Below are 17923 nucleotides of genomic sequence, written 5' to 3' on the forward strand. Positions count from 1 at the left end.
CGATGCGACGCAGAGCCGGGACCCAGTTTCCTCCATGATCTCGCTTGCGGCCTCTGGGCCCCGGCTCGCAGCGCTTCGCGCTGCATCCGGGGCACGAGGGCCTATTTCCACACCGACTTGTCGGCGTCCCAGCGCTGGCCCTTCAGCTCCTTGGCAAGCGCCTCGATCGAGCCGTTGTCGTCGGGCAGATCGCCTTCTTCGTCCGGGCTCGCGTCGTCGGACAGATTGAGCTTGGCACCGCTGCTCTCGTCGGCTGTCGTCGTCGCCGGGCTGCCGATCCAGAGCATGAGCTTGTCGGTGGTGCCCGGCTTGTCGGGCGACACGAGCCCTGCGACCTCGATCGTGTCGGTGAGCTCGAGCGCCGGAAAATCCTGGTTCGGCCGCTTGAACACCAGCTTGAGCTTGCCGGTGGCTGGATTGAAGTCTTGCGAGACCGGCTTTGCCGCGAGCGTCCTGCTCAGCACGTTCGCCACCGCGGTCGCAAGCTTGCCCTTGTTGATCTTGTCGCCCTCGCGCCAGTCCGCCGCAGGGAAGCGGATGGTGCGGTCCATCTCGGTCATGCCCGCGGTCCAGCCTGCGGCCGTGACGCCGGGCATCGCCTTGAATTTCGACAGCAGCGCGCCCGCGCGCTCGGGATCGACCGACATGTTGATGGTCTGCTCGCCCGCGCGCAGCGCATCGCACCCGACATTGAGGCTCGCCAGCGTCACCTCGACCTCCTGGCCCTTCAGGCTCTTCAGGAAGTCGGTCGCAGCGTCGAGCTTGACCTTGACTGCGATCGCTTCCGGCGAGACGTCGGTGAAATCCTTCGGCTGCGGCGTGATGCCGTCGTCGGAGGTCTGGTTGTCCAGGAATTCCCTTTCGCTGAGATCGGAATTGTCGGGGGAGGTGACCTCGGTCACCGCCTGACCGATTGCGATCTGGCCGCGGAATTCGAACGTCTCGCCGGACTGTTTGCGCGTGAGCTTGACGCTGACCGGCGACTTCTCGCCAAGGCTTTGCGTCGTTCCCGTCAGCGTCTGGCCGGCGACCTGGAGATTGACGACGAAGCGGTCCTTGCGGTCGGAGTTCTTCGCGACCGGGTAACAGACGTCGAGCACCGCCGCGGTGAGCGTCTTGCCCTGGCGGGTCTCCTTCAAGATCACGTCGGCATTGCCGTCCATCAGCCCGTCGATCGAGGTGAAATAGCGCGTCTCGGTTCCGCCCTGCACTGTCGTCTTCGGCGACAGCTTCATCTGGGCGGAGGCCGGATGCGGCGAAACGGTGAGCAGGGCCGCCAAAACGGCTGTCGAACAAACCAGAAGCGCACGCATTGATGAGATCCTCGCGCAATCGAATCGGCGCGCCACCGTAGTGGGTTTTGGCCGCTGGTTGAATCGGAAAGCGAAGAGGCAGGGTCGGCAAAAAAGAAGGCCGCCTGGAGGCGGCCTTCGCAACACTTTCATTGGGATGGAGGCTTAGAAGCCGCCCATACCACCGCCGGCGGGCATGGCGGGCGGAGCTTCCTTCTTCGGCAGCTCGGCGACCATGGCTTCGGTGGTGACCAGGAGGCCGGCCACCGAGGAGGCGTCCTGGAGCGCGGTGCGCACCACCTTGGCGGGATCGATGATGCCCTTCTCGACCATGTCGACATAGTCCTCGTTCTGGGCGTCGAAGCCGAAGGTCTCGGACTTGTTCTCCAGGATCTTGCCGACGACGATCGAGCCTTCCACGCCCGCGTTCTCGGAGATCTGGCGGATCGGGGCTTCCAGCGCCTTCAGCACGATGTTGATGCCGGCCTGGACGTCGTCATTGGCGTTGGTGAGACGGCCGACCGCCTTCTTGGCGCGGAGCAGCGCGACGCCGCCGCCGGGCACGATGCCTTCCTGCACCGCGGCGCGGGTGGCGTTGAGCGCGTCCTCGACGCGGTCCTTCTTCTCCTTGACCTCGATCTCGGTGGCGCCGCCGACGCGGATCACCGCAACGCCGCCGGCAAGCTTGGCGAGGCGCTCCTGGAGCTTCTCACGGTCGTAGTCGGAGGTGGTCTCCTCGATCTGGGCCTTGATCTGGCCGACGCGGGCCTCGATGTCGGGCTTCTTGCCGGCACCGTTCACGATCGTGGTGTTCTCCTTGTCGATCACAACCTTCTTGGCGCGCCCGAGCATCTTCACCGTGACGTTCTCGAGCTTGATGCCGAGCTCCTCGGAGATCAGCTGGCCGCCGGTGAGGATCGCGATGTCCTCGAGCATGGCCTTGCGGCGGTCACCGAAGCCCGGCGCCTTGACGGCGGCGACCTTGAGGCCGCCGCGCAGGCGGTTGACGACCAGGGTGGCCAGCGCCTCGCCCTCTACGTCCTCGGCGATGATGACGAGCGGCTTGCCCGACTGCACCACGGCTTCCAGCACCGGCAGCATGGCCTGCAGGCCCGAGAGCTTCTTCTCGTGCAGGAGGATGTAGGCGTCCTCGAGCTCGGCGGTCATCTTCTCGGCATTGGTGACGAAGTACGGCGACAGGTAGCCGCGGTCGAACTTCATGCCCTCGACGATGTCGACCTCGGTGTCGAGCGACTTGTTCTCCTCGACGGTGATGACGCCCTCGTTGCCGACCTTCTGCATAGCCTGGGCGATCATCTTGCCGATGGCGGCATCGCCGTTGGCCGAGATGGTGCCGACCTGGGCGACCTCGGAGGAAGCGGCGACCGGCTTGGCGCGCTTCTCGATGTCCTTGACGACCGCGGCCACCGCGGAGTCGATGCCGCGCTTGAGGTCCATCGGGTTCATGCCGGCGGCAACCGCCTTGGCGCCTTCGCGCACGATGGCCTGGGCCAGCACGGTCGCGGTGGTGGTGCCGTCGCCGGCGAGATCGTTGGTCTTGGAGGCGACCTCACGCACCATCTGGGCGCCCATGTTCTCGAACTTGTCCTCGAGCTCGATCTCCTTGGCGACGGTGACGCCGTCCTTGGTGATGCGGGGCGCGCCGAAGCTCTTCTCAATGACGACGTTGCGGCCCTTCGGGCCGAGCGTCACCTTGACGGCGTTGGCGAGAACGTCGACGCCGCGCAGCATGCGTTCGCGCGCGTCTCCGGAAAACTTGACGTCTTTGGCAGCCATGGTCTGCAATCCCTCGTGTTTCGTGATGTGTCTTGTGCCGCGCGGCGGAACGATGGATGCCCGGATCGCTTGGATCCGGGCATGACATTCAGCGGCCGTTCAGGCGGATGGCCTTAGGCCAGCACGCCCATGATGTCCGACTCCTTCATGATCAGGAGCTCTTCGTTTTCGATCTTGACCTCAGTGCCCGACCACTTGCCGAACAGCACACGGTCGCCGACCTTGAGGTCGATCGGAATCAGCTTGCCGGTCTCGTCGCGGCCGCCCGGGCCGACGGCGACGACCTCGCCCTGCGAGGGCTTTTCCTTGGCAGTGTCGGGAATGATGATGCCGCCCTTGGTCTTTTCCTCGGCGTCGATACGTTTGACCACGACACGGTCATGCAGCGGACGAAATTTGGATTTAGCCATGACGTTTCCCTTTGGAGGCTCGCTTCGGAGGTAGTGGAAGTCGGTGGGGCGGCGCTTCCGTCCACCCTCTCCTCGAGGATCGAACGGCGCGCTTAGCAATCGGGCTTTCCGAGTGCTAATAGTGGGCCCGGAAATATGGCTTGGCCGCGATCCTGTCAAGCAAAGGTGGTTAAGCGGTTGTTGAGGCGGATATAGGATGGTGGCATTGGAAACTCGTTCGGAGCGCCGGCGTATAGAACGACGTCATTGCTCCGGCAGCGGTTTTGCGCTTGGCTGCGGGAGGGGTGCGGCCATGGTCTTGTTTGGGGGAATGCCATGATCTGTTCGGCTCACGCGCGCACGGTTGCCAATCTGGCGGCCGCCTCTTGTCTGGCGCTGTTGCTGGGCGCCTGCGGCGGCGGCATGAGCCTGCCGTCCTTCTCGTCGTCCTCGCCGCCGCCCGAAGCCGAGCCCGGCACAGCGCCGGAAATGCCGGCCACCATCCGCGCCGACGAGATCGTGGGCCGCTGGGGCCTCGCCTCGTTCCAGAACCCCGCCGACCGCGCCCGCACCGAGGCTGCGGCGAGGGCCCAGTGCAAGAATCCTTACGTGATCGGCGCCGGCTCCTCCGGCGGCGTGATCATGCATCTGGCCGACCAGGCGACGCCGCAGGAACTGCGGCTGAAGGGCTCGCCGAGCGGCAAGAACTACATCGGACCGGCCGGTCCGACCCCCGGCGAGCAGGATCGCGAGATCGTCTCCTTCGACGGCCGCGTCCTGATCACCCGCTTCATCGACAAGGACGCCGCCACCCGCTACGGCAACATGGTCTACGTCCGCTGCGCGCCGCGGGCGTGACGTTCTGATCGTCGTTCCGGGGCACGCGAAGCGTGAACCCGAAACCTCGAGATTCCGGGTTCGGTCCTGCGGACCACCCCGGAATGACCGAGAGAGGCAAAGCAAAAAACGCCGGCTCAAGGGCCGGCGTTTTGTTTTGTCCGTACGCTCTCCGCTCAGTCGAACAGCGCGTCGATGTCGTCTTGCGAGGCGTGGCCGACGTCGCCGGCGAGCTTCGGGCCGTTGAGGAGCTTCTCGTCGTCGCTGCGGTGGTCGACCTGCGCCGGCACATGGGACTTGATTGCGTCGACGCCACCCCAGATGTCCATCATCGCATTGATGTGCTGCTCGATGAACTTCATCGTGGTCATGACCTTGCTGATGCGCTGGCCGGTCAGGTCCTGGAAGTTGCAGGCTTCGAAGATCGAGATAACGCGTTCCTGGATATCGTCGGCGAGGCGCTTCTGCTGATCGGCCGAGTCCACCTTGGACATTGCGCTGGCGGCCTGGTCGATCGATTCCGCGGCTTCGAGGATCTGCTGGGTCGCCTGCTCGGTGCCGCCGACCACCGCGCCGAGCTCACCATTGACCTTGGCCATTTCGCCACCGTCGAAGCTCTTGCCGTGCAGCGTCGCGATCTCGCGCTTGGTACGATCGATGGCATCGTGGATGAGGTCGAGCTCGACCTTCAGCTTCTCGCACTGCTCGATCTGCGCCCGGTAGGTCTCGAGCATGGTGCGGGCTTCGGCAAGCTCGTGCGCCGTGGAAGCATCGATCGCCGCCATGGCAGCGCTGCCGGACAGCGGGGCCGCGACGACGCCCTTCGCCATCTGGGCGCGGATCGCGCGCAGCTCGGCCATGATCTCGCCATGCATCGGGATTGCCTCTTCGGTTTCGTCCAGAATCGGCACCTCGCCGCTGATGATATCCTCGACGCGAAAACGTTTGCGGTGAACAGCCATCAAGTTACTCCCCCCACCTCACTCACGCGTCTTTGTAGGCAGAACCGATTTAACACGAGGTTCACAGCCGGAACTGCCGATCGGCCGCGCGCGACGCTGCGCAAAGAAGCGATTAACCATGGCCGCGCTGCGTTCATCCAAAATAAACGCTGATCGCGAAATTGCGCCGCCACTCGTGACGTGGTGAATCCAAACGCCCGATACGTTTACCAAACAAAACGGCTTTTGCTTTTTATTGACCACGTCGAGGAGCGCGGATCAGCCACCGGCTCGCCACGACGCATGTGATCTAGACGAAACAGTACAGAGTACGTCGATGTTCAAGAAAATGTCTGTCGCGCTGCTCGGCGGCGCTTGCACCTTCATTGCCGGTACGAACGACGCCAGCGCTTTCGACAATACCGTGCCGAGCGATCCGCCCGCGGTGCTCTACGCGCCGCAGGTGCCGCCGACGCCGGTGCGTGTCGCGTCGAATTCGAACCTGGGTGGCGGCTTCATCGAGTTCCTGTTCGGCGACGGTCCCGGCCGCGGTCCGGCTTATGCGCCGCAGCAGCCGATGTATCAGCAGCAGCCGGCTTACTATGACCAGCGCCGCCTGCCGCCGATGGGCGAGCCGCAGATGCAAGGCGCAATTCAGCAAAGCGCGCTCCAGCAGGACGCGGTCGATCCGCGGCAGCGTCCATTCGATCCGAAATTCGAGAAGCAACTCGTTGACTATAGCGGCAAGGAAAGTCCGGGCACCATTGTGGTCGATACGCCGAACAAGTTCCTCTATCTCGTCGAGGACAACGGACGCGCGTTGCGCTACGGCATCGGTGTGGGCCGCCCCGGCTTCACCTGGTCCGGCGTGAAGTCGATCACGGCCAAACGCGAATGGCCGGACTGGACGCCGCCGGCCGAGATGCTCGCGCGCCGCCCCGATTTGCCGCGGCACATGGAAGGCGGTCCAGAAAATCCGCTCGGCGCTCGCGCGATGTATCTCGGCTCGACCCTCTACCGTATTCACGGCTCCAACGAGCCCTGGACCATCGGTACCAACGTCTCCTCCGGTTGCATTCGCATGCGCAACGAGGATGTCATCGATCTCTACGGCCGCGTCAACGTCGGCACCAGGGTCGTAGTGATGTGAAGCGTCATGCTTTCGATGGAGCGATCAACTCCGCATGCCGCGCCGGCTCGGGATGCGCGGCATCGAAGGGTGCGTGCCGCCGCCGAACGCCTGCCTGGACGTCTATGTCTGCTGACGGTGTCCCCTCGACCCGAGACGGCGACGACAAGCTGATGAAGCCGAATGCGGTGCGCGAGCGAAGCGGCTCAGCCGCCGCACCGACAGCTCTGCCTTCCTGACGCGCTCGTGCAGTCCCTCCAACTCGTACAATTCGGTGATGAGATGTGTTGTCACGTCGCTCAAGGTTGCGATGCGTTGTTGAAGTGGACTCATTTTCAAGACCCCCGACTATAGCCAAGAGAGGCAGCCACGACGTGTGGCGTAAGCAACGTGTTCTTCCAGTTGAACACCCATGTCCGTATTTGGAAATCCGGGAGTCTACGGCTGCACGCGTCAGAAGCGCGATTTTCAACTTCTATGGTGAAGTCACGCGCACTGATGACGTTCAGCTCAGTGTTATCCAGCAACGGTGTGCATTAGTCATATTATATCGAAGTGCTTCTCTGCGCGCTCTGGCACAGAAGGCACTTGAACTCAGCCTCAAAAGAAACCGGCCGCCTGGAGGCGGCCGGTTTGCATCTGCAGGGCGAATTGCTCACGCGTAATCGCTGCCGCCATCATCTCCGCTGTCGAAATCACTGTCGTCAGCCGTATCGAAGTTGTCGTCGCGATCGTCGTCGTAATTCTGATCGTTGTTGTCGCGGTCGTTCGACGCCTGGTCGAAGAAGCCCTGGCTGCTGTCCCTGTTGGAGCCGATGTCGTTCAAGCCCGCATCGCGTGCCAGCGAGCCGCCAGACTGATCGCTACCGCCCCAAGGGCTTCCACCTGCGCCGCCGCCACCGCGCTCCTCGATGATCGTGGTGTCGCCAAAAGCCTGTTGGTGCGAACCACCCATCATGCCGCGGATGCTCGAGAGCAGGAGAGAGCCGCCGACGACGCCAGCCGCGGCCGCTGCGGCCGTGCCGAGGAACGAACCGCCGCCACCACCGACCGGCGGAGCGCCGTAGCCCTGACCCGGGCCCTGGCCATAGGCCTGCCCGTAGGGCGGCGCGCCGTAGCCTGGCTGTGTCTGCTGCATCGCCTGTCCGCTGTTCCAGACCGGCCGCGAATCGCGCGGTGGCACGTTCGGAACCGATCCGCGCGACGGGCTCGATCCGAACAGCGTCTCGCGCATAGTATCCAGGAAGCCGCCAGACTGCGCCTGCTCGGGCCCGTGTCCTGCTTCCAACTCCTGAATGCGGGCATTGGCGCGCTTGAGCGCTTCGTCCTGCACCAACACGGTCTGCACCAGCGCGTAGACCGCGCCGGGCGCCTTGCGCAAGCCCTCGGAAATCGCGGCGGTCGCGTCGGGATCGCGCGGTGCGTTCTCCAGCTTAGAAAGCCGGTCAAAAAGGTCGTCGACGAGCTGGCGTTCCTGCGGCGTCATGATCTGTCTCCTCTGCGCAAAACCAAGCGCGCAGGAGATGTAGGGTTCCATTATGGCCCCAACAGTGCCGGCTGGATTAAATTTCCGTAGGCGACAAGCTGTCGCCTGGCCTGCTTTTCGCCTGTTTCATCCCAATGTCACGTTGCTGTCCGCCAGCAGGCGCGCGAAGGCGTCGCTCTTCAGATATGCGTGTTCGCGTTCACGCACGTCGGTCATCGGGTCGAGGCCGGCGAGGACGTCATCGACGAAGCCGGGATGGCACATCACGAGGCCGCCATCGGGGAGGCCTTCCAGGAATTGCCGCATCAGCGCGCCAAAATCGGCAGCGCGCGTGAAATCATAGGCGCCGGCGAAGGCGGGATTGAAGCTGAGGCCGGCACTGGCGGCGCGGCGACGGAATTGCGCGCTGAGGATATCGAGCACCATGGCTTTCGGTGAGGCGAGCCGCTGCGCTAGTGGCAGCTCGCGGCCGCCCTGGCGCACCCAAGCGTTTGGCGCAGCCTCAACGACCGCATCGACAAAGCCGTCGCGTACCTGTGGGTAGAGCTGCACATGCTGGTGGCCGTCGACAAAATCAGGGGCGCGTCCGAACGCTTCGATGAAGGCTGCCAGCTGCGCCTTCACCTCGTTGCGGATGAATTCACGATCGAGCCGCCGCAAAAGTCCCGCGCGCAGCAGTTTTGGAAACGGCATGAACATGTCGCCGTCGAGCGGACGGAAGTGCATGGTCAGCGGCCGGAACGGCGCCGACAGCGTCGCGTGCAATCCGATCGCGCAGCGCGGGCCTTGCTTTGCCGAATCCTGAAGCGCCTCGACGTCGCTGCGCGCAATCGCGGGACCCACCATCATCACCGAGGTGGCGTTGAGGCGGCCGCGTTCGATCAGGTCGCGGATGGCGCGGTTGACGCCCGGGCTGATGCCGTAATCGTCGGCGCAGAGCCAGATTCGCCGCGGGCTCGCGGCGGTGCTCATTCGGCTGCCGTCCTGCTCGCGGCGTCCTGGCTTGAAGCGTTCTGGGCCTTGTCGGCCTCGAAATGCTTCTCGCTGTGCTCGGCGACGAAGTAGATCGGGCGCGCCTTCAGCTCGGACAGGATCTTTCCGATATATTCGCCGACAATGCCGATCATGATGAGCTGCACGCCGCCGATCGTCATCAGGCCGACCACGAGTGAGGGATAGCCCGGGACCTGCTTACCGGTTGTGAACACCTCCCATAGGATCGACAGGCCGAACAGGAAGGCACCTCCGGCGAGAATAACGCCGAGCAGGCTGGCGAAGCGTAGCGGCGCCACCGAGAACGAGGTCAGGCCCTCGATCGAGAGGCCGAGCAGGCTTACGGCATTGAAGGAGGTGACGCCATGGGCGCGCGCCGCAGGCTCGTAGTCGACACGGATCTGGCGGAAGCCGATCCAGCTGGCGAGGCCTTTGAAGAAGCGGTTGCGCTCCGGCAACTGCCTGAGTGCGGCGACCGCGCGCGGCGACAGCAGACGGAAGTCGCCGGCGTCCTCCGGGATCTTCTGGCGTGCGCCCCAATTGATCAGCGCGTAGAAACCGTGCACTGCGACCCGGCGCAAGAAGGGCTCGTTATCGCGATGCGCCTTGGCGGTGTAGACGACGTCATAGCCGTCATCGATCCAGTGCCGCACCAGCTGTTCGACGAGCGCCGGCGGATGCTGGCCATCGCCGTCCATGAACATCACGGCGCCGAGCCGGGCATGGTCGAGGCCCGCCATCAGCGCGGCCTCCTTGCCGAAATTGCGCGACAGGGACACCACCTGGACGTCGATTGCGTCGGCCGGAAGCGAGCGGGCGATCGACAGCGTCGCGTCCGCGCTGCCGTCGTCGACATAAACGACTTCGCAACCAAGACGGTAGCGCTGCCGTAAGGTCTTGGCGAGATCGCAGATGCGCTGATGCAGTGCGGCGAGGCCGGCCGCCTCGTTGTAGACGGGAATGACGATCGACAGCCCCTTCGCTGCGGCGTTAGCTGCTGTGGTCGTCATGCCTGATACGTCAGAGCCCAGCGTCATCGATCAAGGTTCCAGAGGCGTTTTGGTCTTCTCAACCGCATATGATAGCTGCCGTTTGCTGTCGGTAAGCTGAACGAACCCGAGGCTCACCGCCCCAGGAACGCCTCGAGCTTGGCGAATAGCGGGTTCTCCCGGTCGAACACGTAGTCGAGGGAGACCACCGAGACGGTCTCGGCGCCATGCTCGCGCAGGAAGCTCGCCAGCGCATAGAGCTGCCCGGGCGGGCAGTGCAGCGTCAGCATGCCTGACGAAGTCGGACCGCCGAACGGGGCCTCGACTCCGTATCGGCTGTGGGCCTCGCCGAGTAGGGCGGCGTCGCATTGCCGGAAGCGGGTGCGGACCTCGCGGTACTTGTTGGCCCGCGCGCGCGCCGCGATGTGATCGAGGATGACACGCGCCGTCTCTCGCGCTTGCGGCGACCAGTCGGCTTCTTTGGATGCCACCAGATTGGCCTGGCTGCGCAGGATCACGCCGTCGTCGAGCACCCGCAGGCCATTGGCGGCGAGCGTTGCGCCGGTCGTGGTGATGTCGACGATCAGCTCGGCGCTGCCGGCCGCCGGCGCGCCCTCGGTCGCGCCCGCGCTTTCGACGATGCGGTAATCGGTGATGCCGTGGCTCTGGAAGTAGGCGCGGGTGAGGTTGACGAACTTGGTCGCGACCCGCATCCGCATGTGATGCTGCTCGCGGAAGCCGGTGGTGACGTCGTCGAGGTCGGCCATGGTGCGGACGTCGATCCAGGCCTGCGGCACCGCGACGACGACATCGGCATAGCCGAAGCCGAGCCCCTCGATCAGCGACACGCGCTTGTCGGCATCGGCAATGTTCTCGCGCACCAGGTCCTCACCGGTGACGCCGAGATGGGCGAAGCCGCGCGACAGTTGCGCGGCGATCTCGCTTGCCGAGAGATAAGCGACCTCGACATTGTCGAGGCCTGCGATGGTGCCGCGATAGTCGCGGGCGCCGCCGGCCTTCGACAGCTTGAGGCCGGCACGGGCGAAGAAGGCCTCGGTATTTTCCTGCAGGCGGCCCTTGGAAGGAACGGCCAGAACGAATGGCGCGCTCATGGCTTAAGCTCCCACCTTGCGGCCGATCCGGCTCAGCGCATCCACCCAGACCGAGAAGCCGACCGCGGGGATCGGCGTTGCCGAGCCAAGCTGGGTCATCAGCCCGTCATAGCGGCCGCCGGCGACCAGCGGCTCGGTGCCGTTGCCCTTGTGATGCAGCTCGAATTCGAAGCCGGTGTAATAATCGAGTCCGCGCCCGAATGCGGTCGAGAAGCGCGTCTGCTTCACGTCGATGCCGCGCGCGGCCATGAAGCCGACCCGGCTCTCGAACTGATCGATCGCGGCTGTGAGATCGAGCTTCGCGTCAGTCGTGAGCGCGCGCAGCTCGGCGATGGCATCGTCGGGACTGCCTGATATCGATAGGAAGCGCTTGAGCACGGCGATCGCCTCGCGCGGCAGCGCGCCGCCCTTCAGCGTCGATTGCTCGAGGAAGCGGTCGGCGATCTCGGCCGTGGTGCGGCCGCCGACATTGGTGGTGCCGGCGATCGACATCAGATCGGTGACGAAGGCGAGCGCCGCCTTGCGGTCGGAGCCGGCGAGAGCGGCCAGCACGCCCTCATATTCGCTGCGTGTCGCGGTGGCTGCGGCTGCCAATCGCTCCAGATCCTGCTCCAGGCTGATCTTGCGGTTGAAATCCTTGACCAGGCGGCGGCGCCAGACCGGATAGAGGTTGAGTGCGTCCAGCAGGGCATTGAACAGCGCGACGTCGCCGGTGCGGATCTCGACATCGCGGACGCCGAAGGCGGCGGTCGCCTCCAGCGCCAGTGACAGCATCTCGGCATCGGCCGCGGCGCGGTCCTGGCGGGCGAACGATTCGATGCCGGCTTGCAGGAATTCGCTGGCTTGGCCGCTGCGGTAGCGGAACACCGGACCGAGATAGCTGAACCCGGCCGGCTGGCCGGCGCGCCCCGAGGCCAGATAGTCGCGCGCCACCGGAATGGTCAGGTCGGGGCGCAGGCAGAGCTCCTCGCCGGACAGGTCGGTGGTGAGGTACAGGCTCTTGCGGATGTCCTCGCCGGAGAGGTCCAGGAACGGCTCGGCCGGTTGCAGGATCGCGGGCTCGGCCCTGACATAGCCGGCCTGCGCGAACGACAAGAGCAGCGTATCCGCCCAGGCGGCGGAGCCGGCAGCATTTGAGGTGGCAGTCGCGGTCATCACAGGGGTCCATCGTCCCGGCGGAACCGGGCAGGGCAAGGGGAGGCGAATTGGCGCAGCCCTTAGCATGGCCCGACAGCGGTTTCGACCTCCAAAGGATCAATCGCTTAACGGGTGGGCAATGCCGGGATCAGATGGGCTTGCCCCAATCGCCCAGCACCGCCTGGACCAGCGCCAGCGCCGCGACAGCGGCCGTATCGGCCCGCATGATCCGCGGGCCGAGCGCCAGCCGTAGGGTCCTGGGCTGCCGCAGCAGTAGCGCACGCTCTTCCTCGGCGAAGCCGCCTTCGGGGCCGATCAGCACGTCGATACCGTGACCGGCCTCGCCGCGGGTGCTTTGCAGGCTCCGAACGGGGTCTTGGACCTCCGCCGCCTCGTCGCAGAAGATCAGCAATCGGCCTGCGGCGCGCTGGCTTAAAAAGCGCTCCAGCGGCACCGGCTCGGCAACGGTGGCGATGCTGAGGATTCCGCATTGCTCGGCCGCCTCGACGACATTGGCGCGCATCCGCTCGGTGTTGACCCGCGAGGCCTGGGTGAACCGGGTCAGGACCGGTTGCAGGGCGGCGGCGCCCATCTCGATGGCCTTCTGCACCATGTAATCCAGCCGGGCATGCTTGAGCGGGGCGAAGACGTAAGTCAGATCGGCCAGCCGGTCCTGGGGCCGGGTCTGCTGGAGGATGACGAGGCCATCCGGCCGCTTGCGGCCATCGATGGCGGCCTGCCATTCGCCATCGCGGCCGTTGAAGGCCAGGACCTCGGCCCCAGCGGCCAGCCGCAGCACGTTGCCGAGATAGTTGCTCTGGTCGCGGTCGAGCGGCACCCTCGCGTCCTGGGCGAGCGGGGCGTCAACGAACAGGCGGGGGGCGCGAAAATCGTGGGAGGGCATCGTTCAAGGGTCCGATTTGCCGCCGTCTTAACCGAAACCAGTACTTTTGGGGGTAAATATCGCCGAATTGGTGCGTCTCCGCGCCGCGCTCTTGCCCTATTCGACGGGTTGTTAAGGGCCGGCGGGAATCGTAAAAACGCGAACACGCTGGTTGCGCTTCGATTGGGAAGACGCCGAATCCCGTAAGCTCCTGCCGGAGAGACTGCCTTGATGATCCGTCATCTGATGGTTCCGATCACTGCCGCCATGGTCACCATGGGTGCTGCGGGCGCCTATGCGCAGAGCGCCTTCCCGGCGCCGCTGCCGAACCAGGCCGCGAGCAGCTCGGCGTTTCCGCCCGTCAACGGCTCGGCGCCCGTCGCCTCCGTCGGCACGGCGCCGCAATCGTCCTTTCCCGTGAACGGCGCCGCGCCGATCGGCGGCGGTGGCGCTTTCAGCGCCGCTCCGCCGACGCAAGCCGGTCCCGGCGAGGACTGCATGAAGGCATTCATTCCGCTGCGCGAAGAGGCCGAGAAGCGCGGCAAGCTGATCAAGGCGGCGAGCGACCGTCATGCACCGCCGGACGAAGCCTGTAAGCTGATCCGCAATTTCAGCCAGGCAGAGTCGAAGATGCTCAAGTACATCGAGACCCACGCCGCCAAATGCGGAATTCCGCCGCAGGTGGGCGCGCAGATGAAGGACGGCCACAAGAACACCGAGGCCATGGCGGCAAAGGTCTGCAACGTTGCGCTGCAGATGCAGCAGCAACAGGCGCGTCCGGCCGGTCCCTCGCTGAGCGAGGTGCTGGGGTCGGGCTCGGCGCCTGAGGCCAATGCCGGCAAGAAGGGTGGCAGCACCTTCGACACGCTCAACGGCAACGTCCTGACCCGATGAGCGACTCATCCGCCCGCGTTGCCGATTCCACTGGCAACTGGGTCGATACGCTCGCGCCGCTTTGGGCGCGACCTTATTTGCGCCTGTCCCGCTTCGACCGTCCGATCGGCTCGTGGCTTCTCTTGATGCCATGTTGGTGGTCGGCGGCGCTCGCTGCCGGCATGGCGCACGATATCCGCGGCCTGCCGCTCACCATCGTGCTGTTCTTCATCGGCGCCTTCGTGATGCGCGGGGCGGGCTGCACCTGGAACGACATCACCGACCGCGACCTCGATGCCAAGGTTGAGCGCACCCGCTCGCGGCCGCTGCCGTCGGGGCAGGTGACGACCATGCAGGCGCTGGTCTTCATGGTCGCACAGGCGCTGATCGGTCTCGTGGTGCTCCTGCAATTCAACCGCTTCGCGGTCTTAACCGGCATCGCCTCGCTCGCGATCGTCGCGATCTATCCCTTCATGAAGCGCATCACCTGGTGGCCGCAGATCGTGCTCGGGCTTGCCTTCTCCTGGGGCGCCTTGATGGGATTTGCCGTCACCTTCGGACGCATCGACGTCACCGCGCTCGTGCTCTATGCCGGCGCGATTTCGTGGGTGATCGGCTACGACACCATCTACGCGCATCAGGACGCCGAGGATGACGCGCTGATCGGCATCAAGTCGACCGCGCGCCTGTTTGGCGCGCATACGCGCCAGGCGCTGATCCTGTTCTACGGGCTCGCGGTGATGCTGATCTGCATTGCGCTGGCATCCGGCGATGCGCGCTGGCCGGCCTGGCTCGGGCTGATCGCGTTCGCCGCGCATCTGGCGTCACAGATCGTGCAGCTCAGGATTGACGATCCTGAACTCTGCCTGCGCCTATTCAAGTCGAACCGCGATGCCGGCTTGCTGCTGTTTGCGGGATTGCTGGTCGACGCGGCGATGCGGGCTACGTAGATCTCGTAGGGTGGGCAAAGGCGCCCTTGCGCCGTGCCCACGATCTTTCTCAATTTCGACGGAAGAGGTGGGCACGCTTCGCTTTGCCCACCCTACGGCACCTTCAGTTCCGTGCGATGATCTCGCGCTCGTCCCGATGAACGGGCAGTTCGCGCGCCATGCCAGTGCGACGGCGCATCAAGAATTTCGGGCGGCGGGCGCGGATCGCATTGGCGCGGCGACGACGTGGCGCGGGCTTGCGGCCGCCCTCGTCGAGCTGCGGCAGCGCGAAGATATCGCTCCAGATTGTCCAGGCTTGCGCGATCTCGTCAGCATCGGTGCCGACCAGCAGCGGAATGGACAGCGAGGGATCGCGATGTACGAGGACGAGCGTCTGCGCCTCGTCGTTGCCGCGCAGCGCGACACCGGTGAAGTCGGCAACCCGCACGTTGATCGCCATTTGCATGCCGCGGACGGCACGGCGCAGCACGACACGCTCGCGATGAAGCTCGATCTGCCTGACATGTCCATCGGCGCGCGGATCATGCGCGTCGAAGCGGACCGGAAGGGAAAGGGGGTCGAGCCGCAAGGAGCGGCTCGACCCGGCGGGGTTGGCCCCGCATGTTGCTGTTTGACGCCTCACGGCTTAGTTCTCCCCGCCGGGATTATGTTCCCGGTCGATGCGAAGACCTTAGCGCGCGCCTGTCCGAAACCACTTAAAAAGGCTGGTTAACCCACCGTCACTTGCTCCTCATGATTGACAAGACCTTGGCGCGCATGATTGACGAGACGTTGCGCGAGAGCTGCGAATTTGAGCTTTTGCGGGCTGAAAATGCTTGAAGTCCGCGCTATCAGGGCACATCTGTGGGTTCCGGTCCCGAACCCCGCCCCAACAGGATTTCGTTCGTGAACTCTTCACCAAGCTCGACGCTTTCGACTTCAGCCAATCGCGATTTGTTCGATCAGTCCGCGCTCTCCGATCTTGCGCAGCGGCTGGTCGAGGCGGCCAGGCGCGCCGGCGCGGATGCGGCTGACGCGGTCGCGGTGCGCGGCGTCTCGCAGGGCGTCGAGGTCCGCGACGGTCGTGTCGAGGAATCCGAGCGATCCGAGGGCGATGATGTCGGCCTGCGCGTGCTGGTCGGCCAGCGCCAGGCGGTGGTCTCGACCAACGATGTCAGCGGCGATGCCGTCACCAAGCTCGCCGAACGCGCGGTGGCGATGGCGCGTGTTGCGCCCGACGACAAATATGTCGGCTTGGCCGATCCTGCGCTGCTCGCGCGCGACTTCCCCGATCTCGACCTGCTCGATCCCGATGTGCCCACGACCGCCGAGCTCGAGCGCCGCGCGCTCGCGGCCGAAGCTGCGGCGCTCGGCGTGAAGGGCGTGACCAAGTCCGGTGGCGCGTCGGCGTCGGCCGGCATCGGAGGCATGGTGCTCGTCACCTCGACTGGTTTCCACGGCTCTTACCTCCGTTCCAGCCAGGGTATTTCCGCGACCGCCATATCGGGCGAAGGCACCAGCATGGAGCGCGACTACGACTTCACCTCGGCGCCACACGGCGCCGATCTGTTGTCGCCGGAAACCGTCGGCCGTTCCGCCGGCGAGCGCACCGTGGCGCGCTACAATCCGCGCAAGGTCGAGACCTGCAAGGTGCCGGTCGTGTTCGATCCGCGCGTCGCCGGCTCCCTGGTCGGCCATCTCGTCGGCGCCATCAACGGCGCCCCGATCGCGCGCAAGACCAGCTTCCTCAAGGACAAGCTCGGCCAGCAGCTGTTCGCCAAGAACATCCGCATCGTCGACGATCCCCTGCGCAAGCGCGGCCTGCGCTCGCAGACCTTCGACGCCGAAGGCGTCGCGGTGAAGAGACACGCGCTGGTCGACGAGGGCGTACTGACGACCTGGCTGCTCGACTGCGCCACCGCACGCGAGCTCGGCCTCACCACCACCGGCCACGCCCATCGCGGCGTCTCCTCCTCGCCCTCGCCCGGACCGTACAATCTGCACCTCGAGCCCGGCACGCCGACGCCCGCCGAGCTGATCTCCGATATCAAGCAAGGCTTTTATGTCACCGATTTGATCGGGTCCGGCGTCAACGGCGTCACCGGCGATTACAGCCGCGGCGCCTCCGGCTTCTGGATCGAGAACGGGGGGATCACCTATCCCGTCAGCGAAGTGACGATCGCCGGCCACCTGTTCGAGATCTTCAAATCGATGCAGCCTGCGAACAATCTCGAGTTCCGCTACGGCATCAATGCGCCGACGGTGCGCATCGAGGGTTTGACGCTTGGCGGACGTTGACGCGCACGCACTGGACGAAACCATCCTGAACCGCGACGCGGCGCTGCTGAAGGATACGGTGCGGGACGCCGGCGCGCTGGCGCAGTCGATGTTCCGGACCGAGCTGAAGAAGTGGATCAAGGGCGCGTCCTCGCCGGTGTCGGAAGCGGACATCGCGGTCAACGATCTGCTCGAAACGCGCCTGCGCGCTGCCACTCCCGACTATGGCTGGCTGTCCGAGGAGAGCGCTGACGACGAGGCGCGGCTGTCGCGGCGGCTGACTTGGATCGTCGATCCCATCGACGGCACCCGCAATTATCTCGGCGGCCACGACGAATGGTGCGTTAGCGTCGCGCTGGTGGAGGACGCCTCGCCGGTGCTGGCTGCGGTGTTCGCGCCGGCGAGCGACGAGTTCTTCTTCGCGGCGCGCGGCCAGGGCACGACGCTGAACGACAAGCCGGTGCGGGCGACGCCCGGATCGGAGCTCGACTTCGCCCGCGTCGCCGGCCCGAAGCCGCTGATCGAGCGGCTGAAGCCGTCACTCGGCGAGATCAAGCTGCACCGGCGAATCGGCTCGCTGGCGCTGCGGCTGTGCCGGGTCTCCCACGGCGCGCTGGATGCGGCTTTTGCGGGGGGCAACAGCCATGATTGGGATCTTGCCGCGGCCGATTTGATCGTGCAGGAAGCGGATGGTAGGATGAGCGACCTCTCCGGAGAACCCATCCTCTATAACCGCCGGGAAGTGGCGCACGGGGTGCTGGTGGCAGCGGGACGCGATCGTCATGCGGGCATTGTCGCGCATTTTCGAAGCCGTCCTTAGCCTAAAGCGCTTTCGTCGTGCTTCTCGAACACTGCTTTG

Annotated in this window: 17 protein-coding genes; 6 read left to right on the forward strand and 11 right to left on the reverse strand. The window is 65.2% G+C overall.

What is annotated here, in order from left to right; all coding sequences use genetic code 11:
• Nucleotides 1-101 precede the first annotated feature (101 nt).
• The 3 genes from P6U29_RS06135 to groES all read right to left on the reverse strand — a co-directional run bounded on the left by P6U29_RS06135 (nucleotide 102) and on the right by groES (nucleotide 3499).
• Entirely contained in the window at nucleotides 102-1313 is a 1212-nt protein-coding gene (locus tag P6U29_RS06135; protein ID WP_407116776.1) for a hypothetical protein, read from the reverse strand.
• Between the two features lie 144 nt (nucleotides 1314-1457).
• Nucleotides 1458-3089, reverse strand: coding sequence for a chaperonin GroEL (groL, locus tag P6U29_RS06140; RefSeq protein ID WP_407116777.1), 1632 nt, complete (start codon nucleotides 3087-3089; stop codon nucleotides 1458-1460).
• A 113-nt stretch (nucleotides 3090-3202) separates the two neighbouring features.
• Nucleotides 3203-3499, reverse strand: a complete 297-nt coding sequence (gene groES, locus P6U29_RS06145) for a co-chaperone GroES (RefSeq protein ID WP_407116778.1) — start codon at nucleotides 3497-3499, stop codon at nucleotides 3203-3205.
• Nucleotides 3500-3814: 315 nt separating this feature from the next.
• Between groES and P6U29_RS06150 the strand changes: the two genes are divergently transcribed.
• On the forward strand, nucleotides 3815-4336 hold the full coding sequence (locus P6U29_RS06150) for a hypothetical protein (RefSeq protein WP_407116779.1): 522 nt from the start codon (nucleotides 3815-3817) through the stop codon (nucleotides 4334-4336).
• A 155-nt stretch (nucleotides 4337-4491) separates the two neighbouring features.
• On the opposite strand, the gene P6U29_RS06155 is transcribed toward P6U29_RS06150, so the two are convergent.
• On the reverse strand, nucleotides 4492-5277 hold the full coding sequence (locus tag P6U29_RS06155) for a protein phosphatase CheZ (RefSeq protein WP_407116780.1): 786 nt from the start codon (nucleotides 5275-5277) through the stop codon (nucleotides 4492-4494).
• 316 nt (nucleotides 5278-5593) lie between these two features.
• Here P6U29_RS06155 and P6U29_RS06160 point away from each other — a divergent pair, with 316 nt between their 5' ends.
• Nucleotides 5594-6406, forward strand: coding sequence for a L,D-transpeptidase (locus tag P6U29_RS06160; protein ID WP_407116781.1), 813 nt, complete (start codon nucleotides 5594-5596; stop codon nucleotides 6404-6406).
• A gap of 634 nt (nucleotides 6407-7040) precedes the next feature.
• Here P6U29_RS06160 and P6U29_RS06165 read toward each other — a convergent pair.
• The 6 genes from P6U29_RS06165 to P6U29_RS06190 form a co-directional block, all read right to left on the reverse strand.
• Complete coding sequence (locus P6U29_RS06165) at nucleotides 7041-7871, reverse strand: DUF2076 domain-containing protein (RefSeq protein ID WP_407116782.1); 831 nt, start codon at nucleotides 7869-7871, stop codon at nucleotides 7041-7043.
• Nucleotides 7872-7997: 126 nt separating this feature from the next.
• The gene (locus P6U29_RS06170; RefSeq protein ID WP_407116783.1) at nucleotides 7998-8843 is read right to left on the reverse strand and encodes a ChbG/HpnK family deacetylase; all 846 of its coding nucleotides are present in this window, start codon (nucleotides 8841-8843) and stop codon (nucleotides 7998-8000) included.
• Complete coding sequence (locus P6U29_RS06175) at nucleotides 8840-9901, reverse strand: glycosyltransferase family 2 protein (protein WP_407116784.1); 1062 nt, start codon at nucleotides 9899-9901, stop codon at nucleotides 8840-8842. Before P6U29_RS06175 ends, P6U29_RS06170 begins: the two co-directional genes overlap by 4 nt.
• A gap of 86 nt (nucleotides 9902-9987) precedes the next feature.
• On the reverse strand, nucleotides 9988-10965 hold the full coding sequence (gene hisG / locus P6U29_RS06180) for an ATP phosphoribosyltransferase (protein WP_407116785.1): 978 nt from the start codon (nucleotides 10963-10965) through the stop codon (nucleotides 9988-9990).
• 3 nt (nucleotides 10966-10968) lie between these two features.
• Entirely contained in the window at nucleotides 10969-12120 is a 1152-nt protein-coding gene (locus tag P6U29_RS06185; protein ID WP_407116786.1) for an ATP phosphoribosyltransferase regulatory subunit, read from the reverse strand.
• A gap of 130 nt (nucleotides 12121-12250) precedes the next feature.
• On the reverse strand, nucleotides 12251-13006 hold the full coding sequence (locus P6U29_RS06190) for a 16S rRNA (uracil(1498)-N(3))-methyltransferase (RefSeq protein WP_407116787.1): 756 nt from the start codon (nucleotides 13004-13006) through the stop codon (nucleotides 12251-12253).
• 210 nt (nucleotides 13007-13216) lie between these two features.
• Here P6U29_RS06190 and P6U29_RS06195 point away from each other — a divergent pair, with 210 nt between their 5' ends.
• Nucleotides 13217-13879, forward strand: coding sequence for a hypothetical protein (locus P6U29_RS06195; RefSeq protein WP_407119255.1), 663 nt, complete (start codon nucleotides 13217-13219; stop codon nucleotides 13877-13879).
• Nucleotides 13876-14808, forward strand: a complete 933-nt coding sequence (gene ubiA / locus P6U29_RS06200) for a 4-hydroxybenzoate octaprenyltransferase (RefSeq protein ID WP_407116788.1) — start codon at nucleotides 13876-13878, stop codon at nucleotides 14806-14808. The genes P6U29_RS06195 and ubiA overlap by 4 nt, the downstream gene beginning before the upstream one ends.
• A gap of 103 nt (nucleotides 14809-14911) precedes the next feature.
• Here ubiA and P6U29_RS06205 read toward each other — a convergent pair whose 3' ends face one another.
• Nucleotides 14912-15430 carry a DUF6101 family protein gene (locus tag P6U29_RS06205; RefSeq protein ID WP_407116789.1) on the reverse strand — a complete coding sequence of 173 codons (519 nt, stop codon included), beginning with the start codon at nucleotides 15428-15430 and terminating at the stop codon, nucleotides 14912-14914.
• A 263-nt stretch (nucleotides 15431-15693) separates the two neighbouring features.
• Here P6U29_RS06205 and P6U29_RS06210 point away from each other — a divergent pair, with 263 nt between their 5' ends.
• On the forward strand, nucleotides 15694-17085 hold the full coding sequence (locus P6U29_RS06210; protein WP_407116790.1) for a TldD/PmbA family protein: 1392 nt from the start codon (nucleotides 15694-15696) through the stop codon (nucleotides 17083-17085).
• Entirely contained in the window at nucleotides 17072-17884 is an 813-nt protein-coding gene (locus tag P6U29_RS06215; protein WP_407116791.1) for a 3'(2'),5'-bisphosphate nucleotidase CysQ, read from the forward strand. The genes P6U29_RS06210 and P6U29_RS06215 overlap by 14 nt, the downstream gene beginning before the upstream one ends.
• Nucleotides 17885-17923: the final 39 nt, after the last annotated feature.

The sequence above is a fragment of the Bradyrhizobium sp. LMG 9283 genome (assembly GCF_045571415.1).
GTDB lineage: Bacteria > Pseudomonadota > Alphaproteobacteria > Rhizobiales > Xanthobacteraceae > Bradyrhizobium.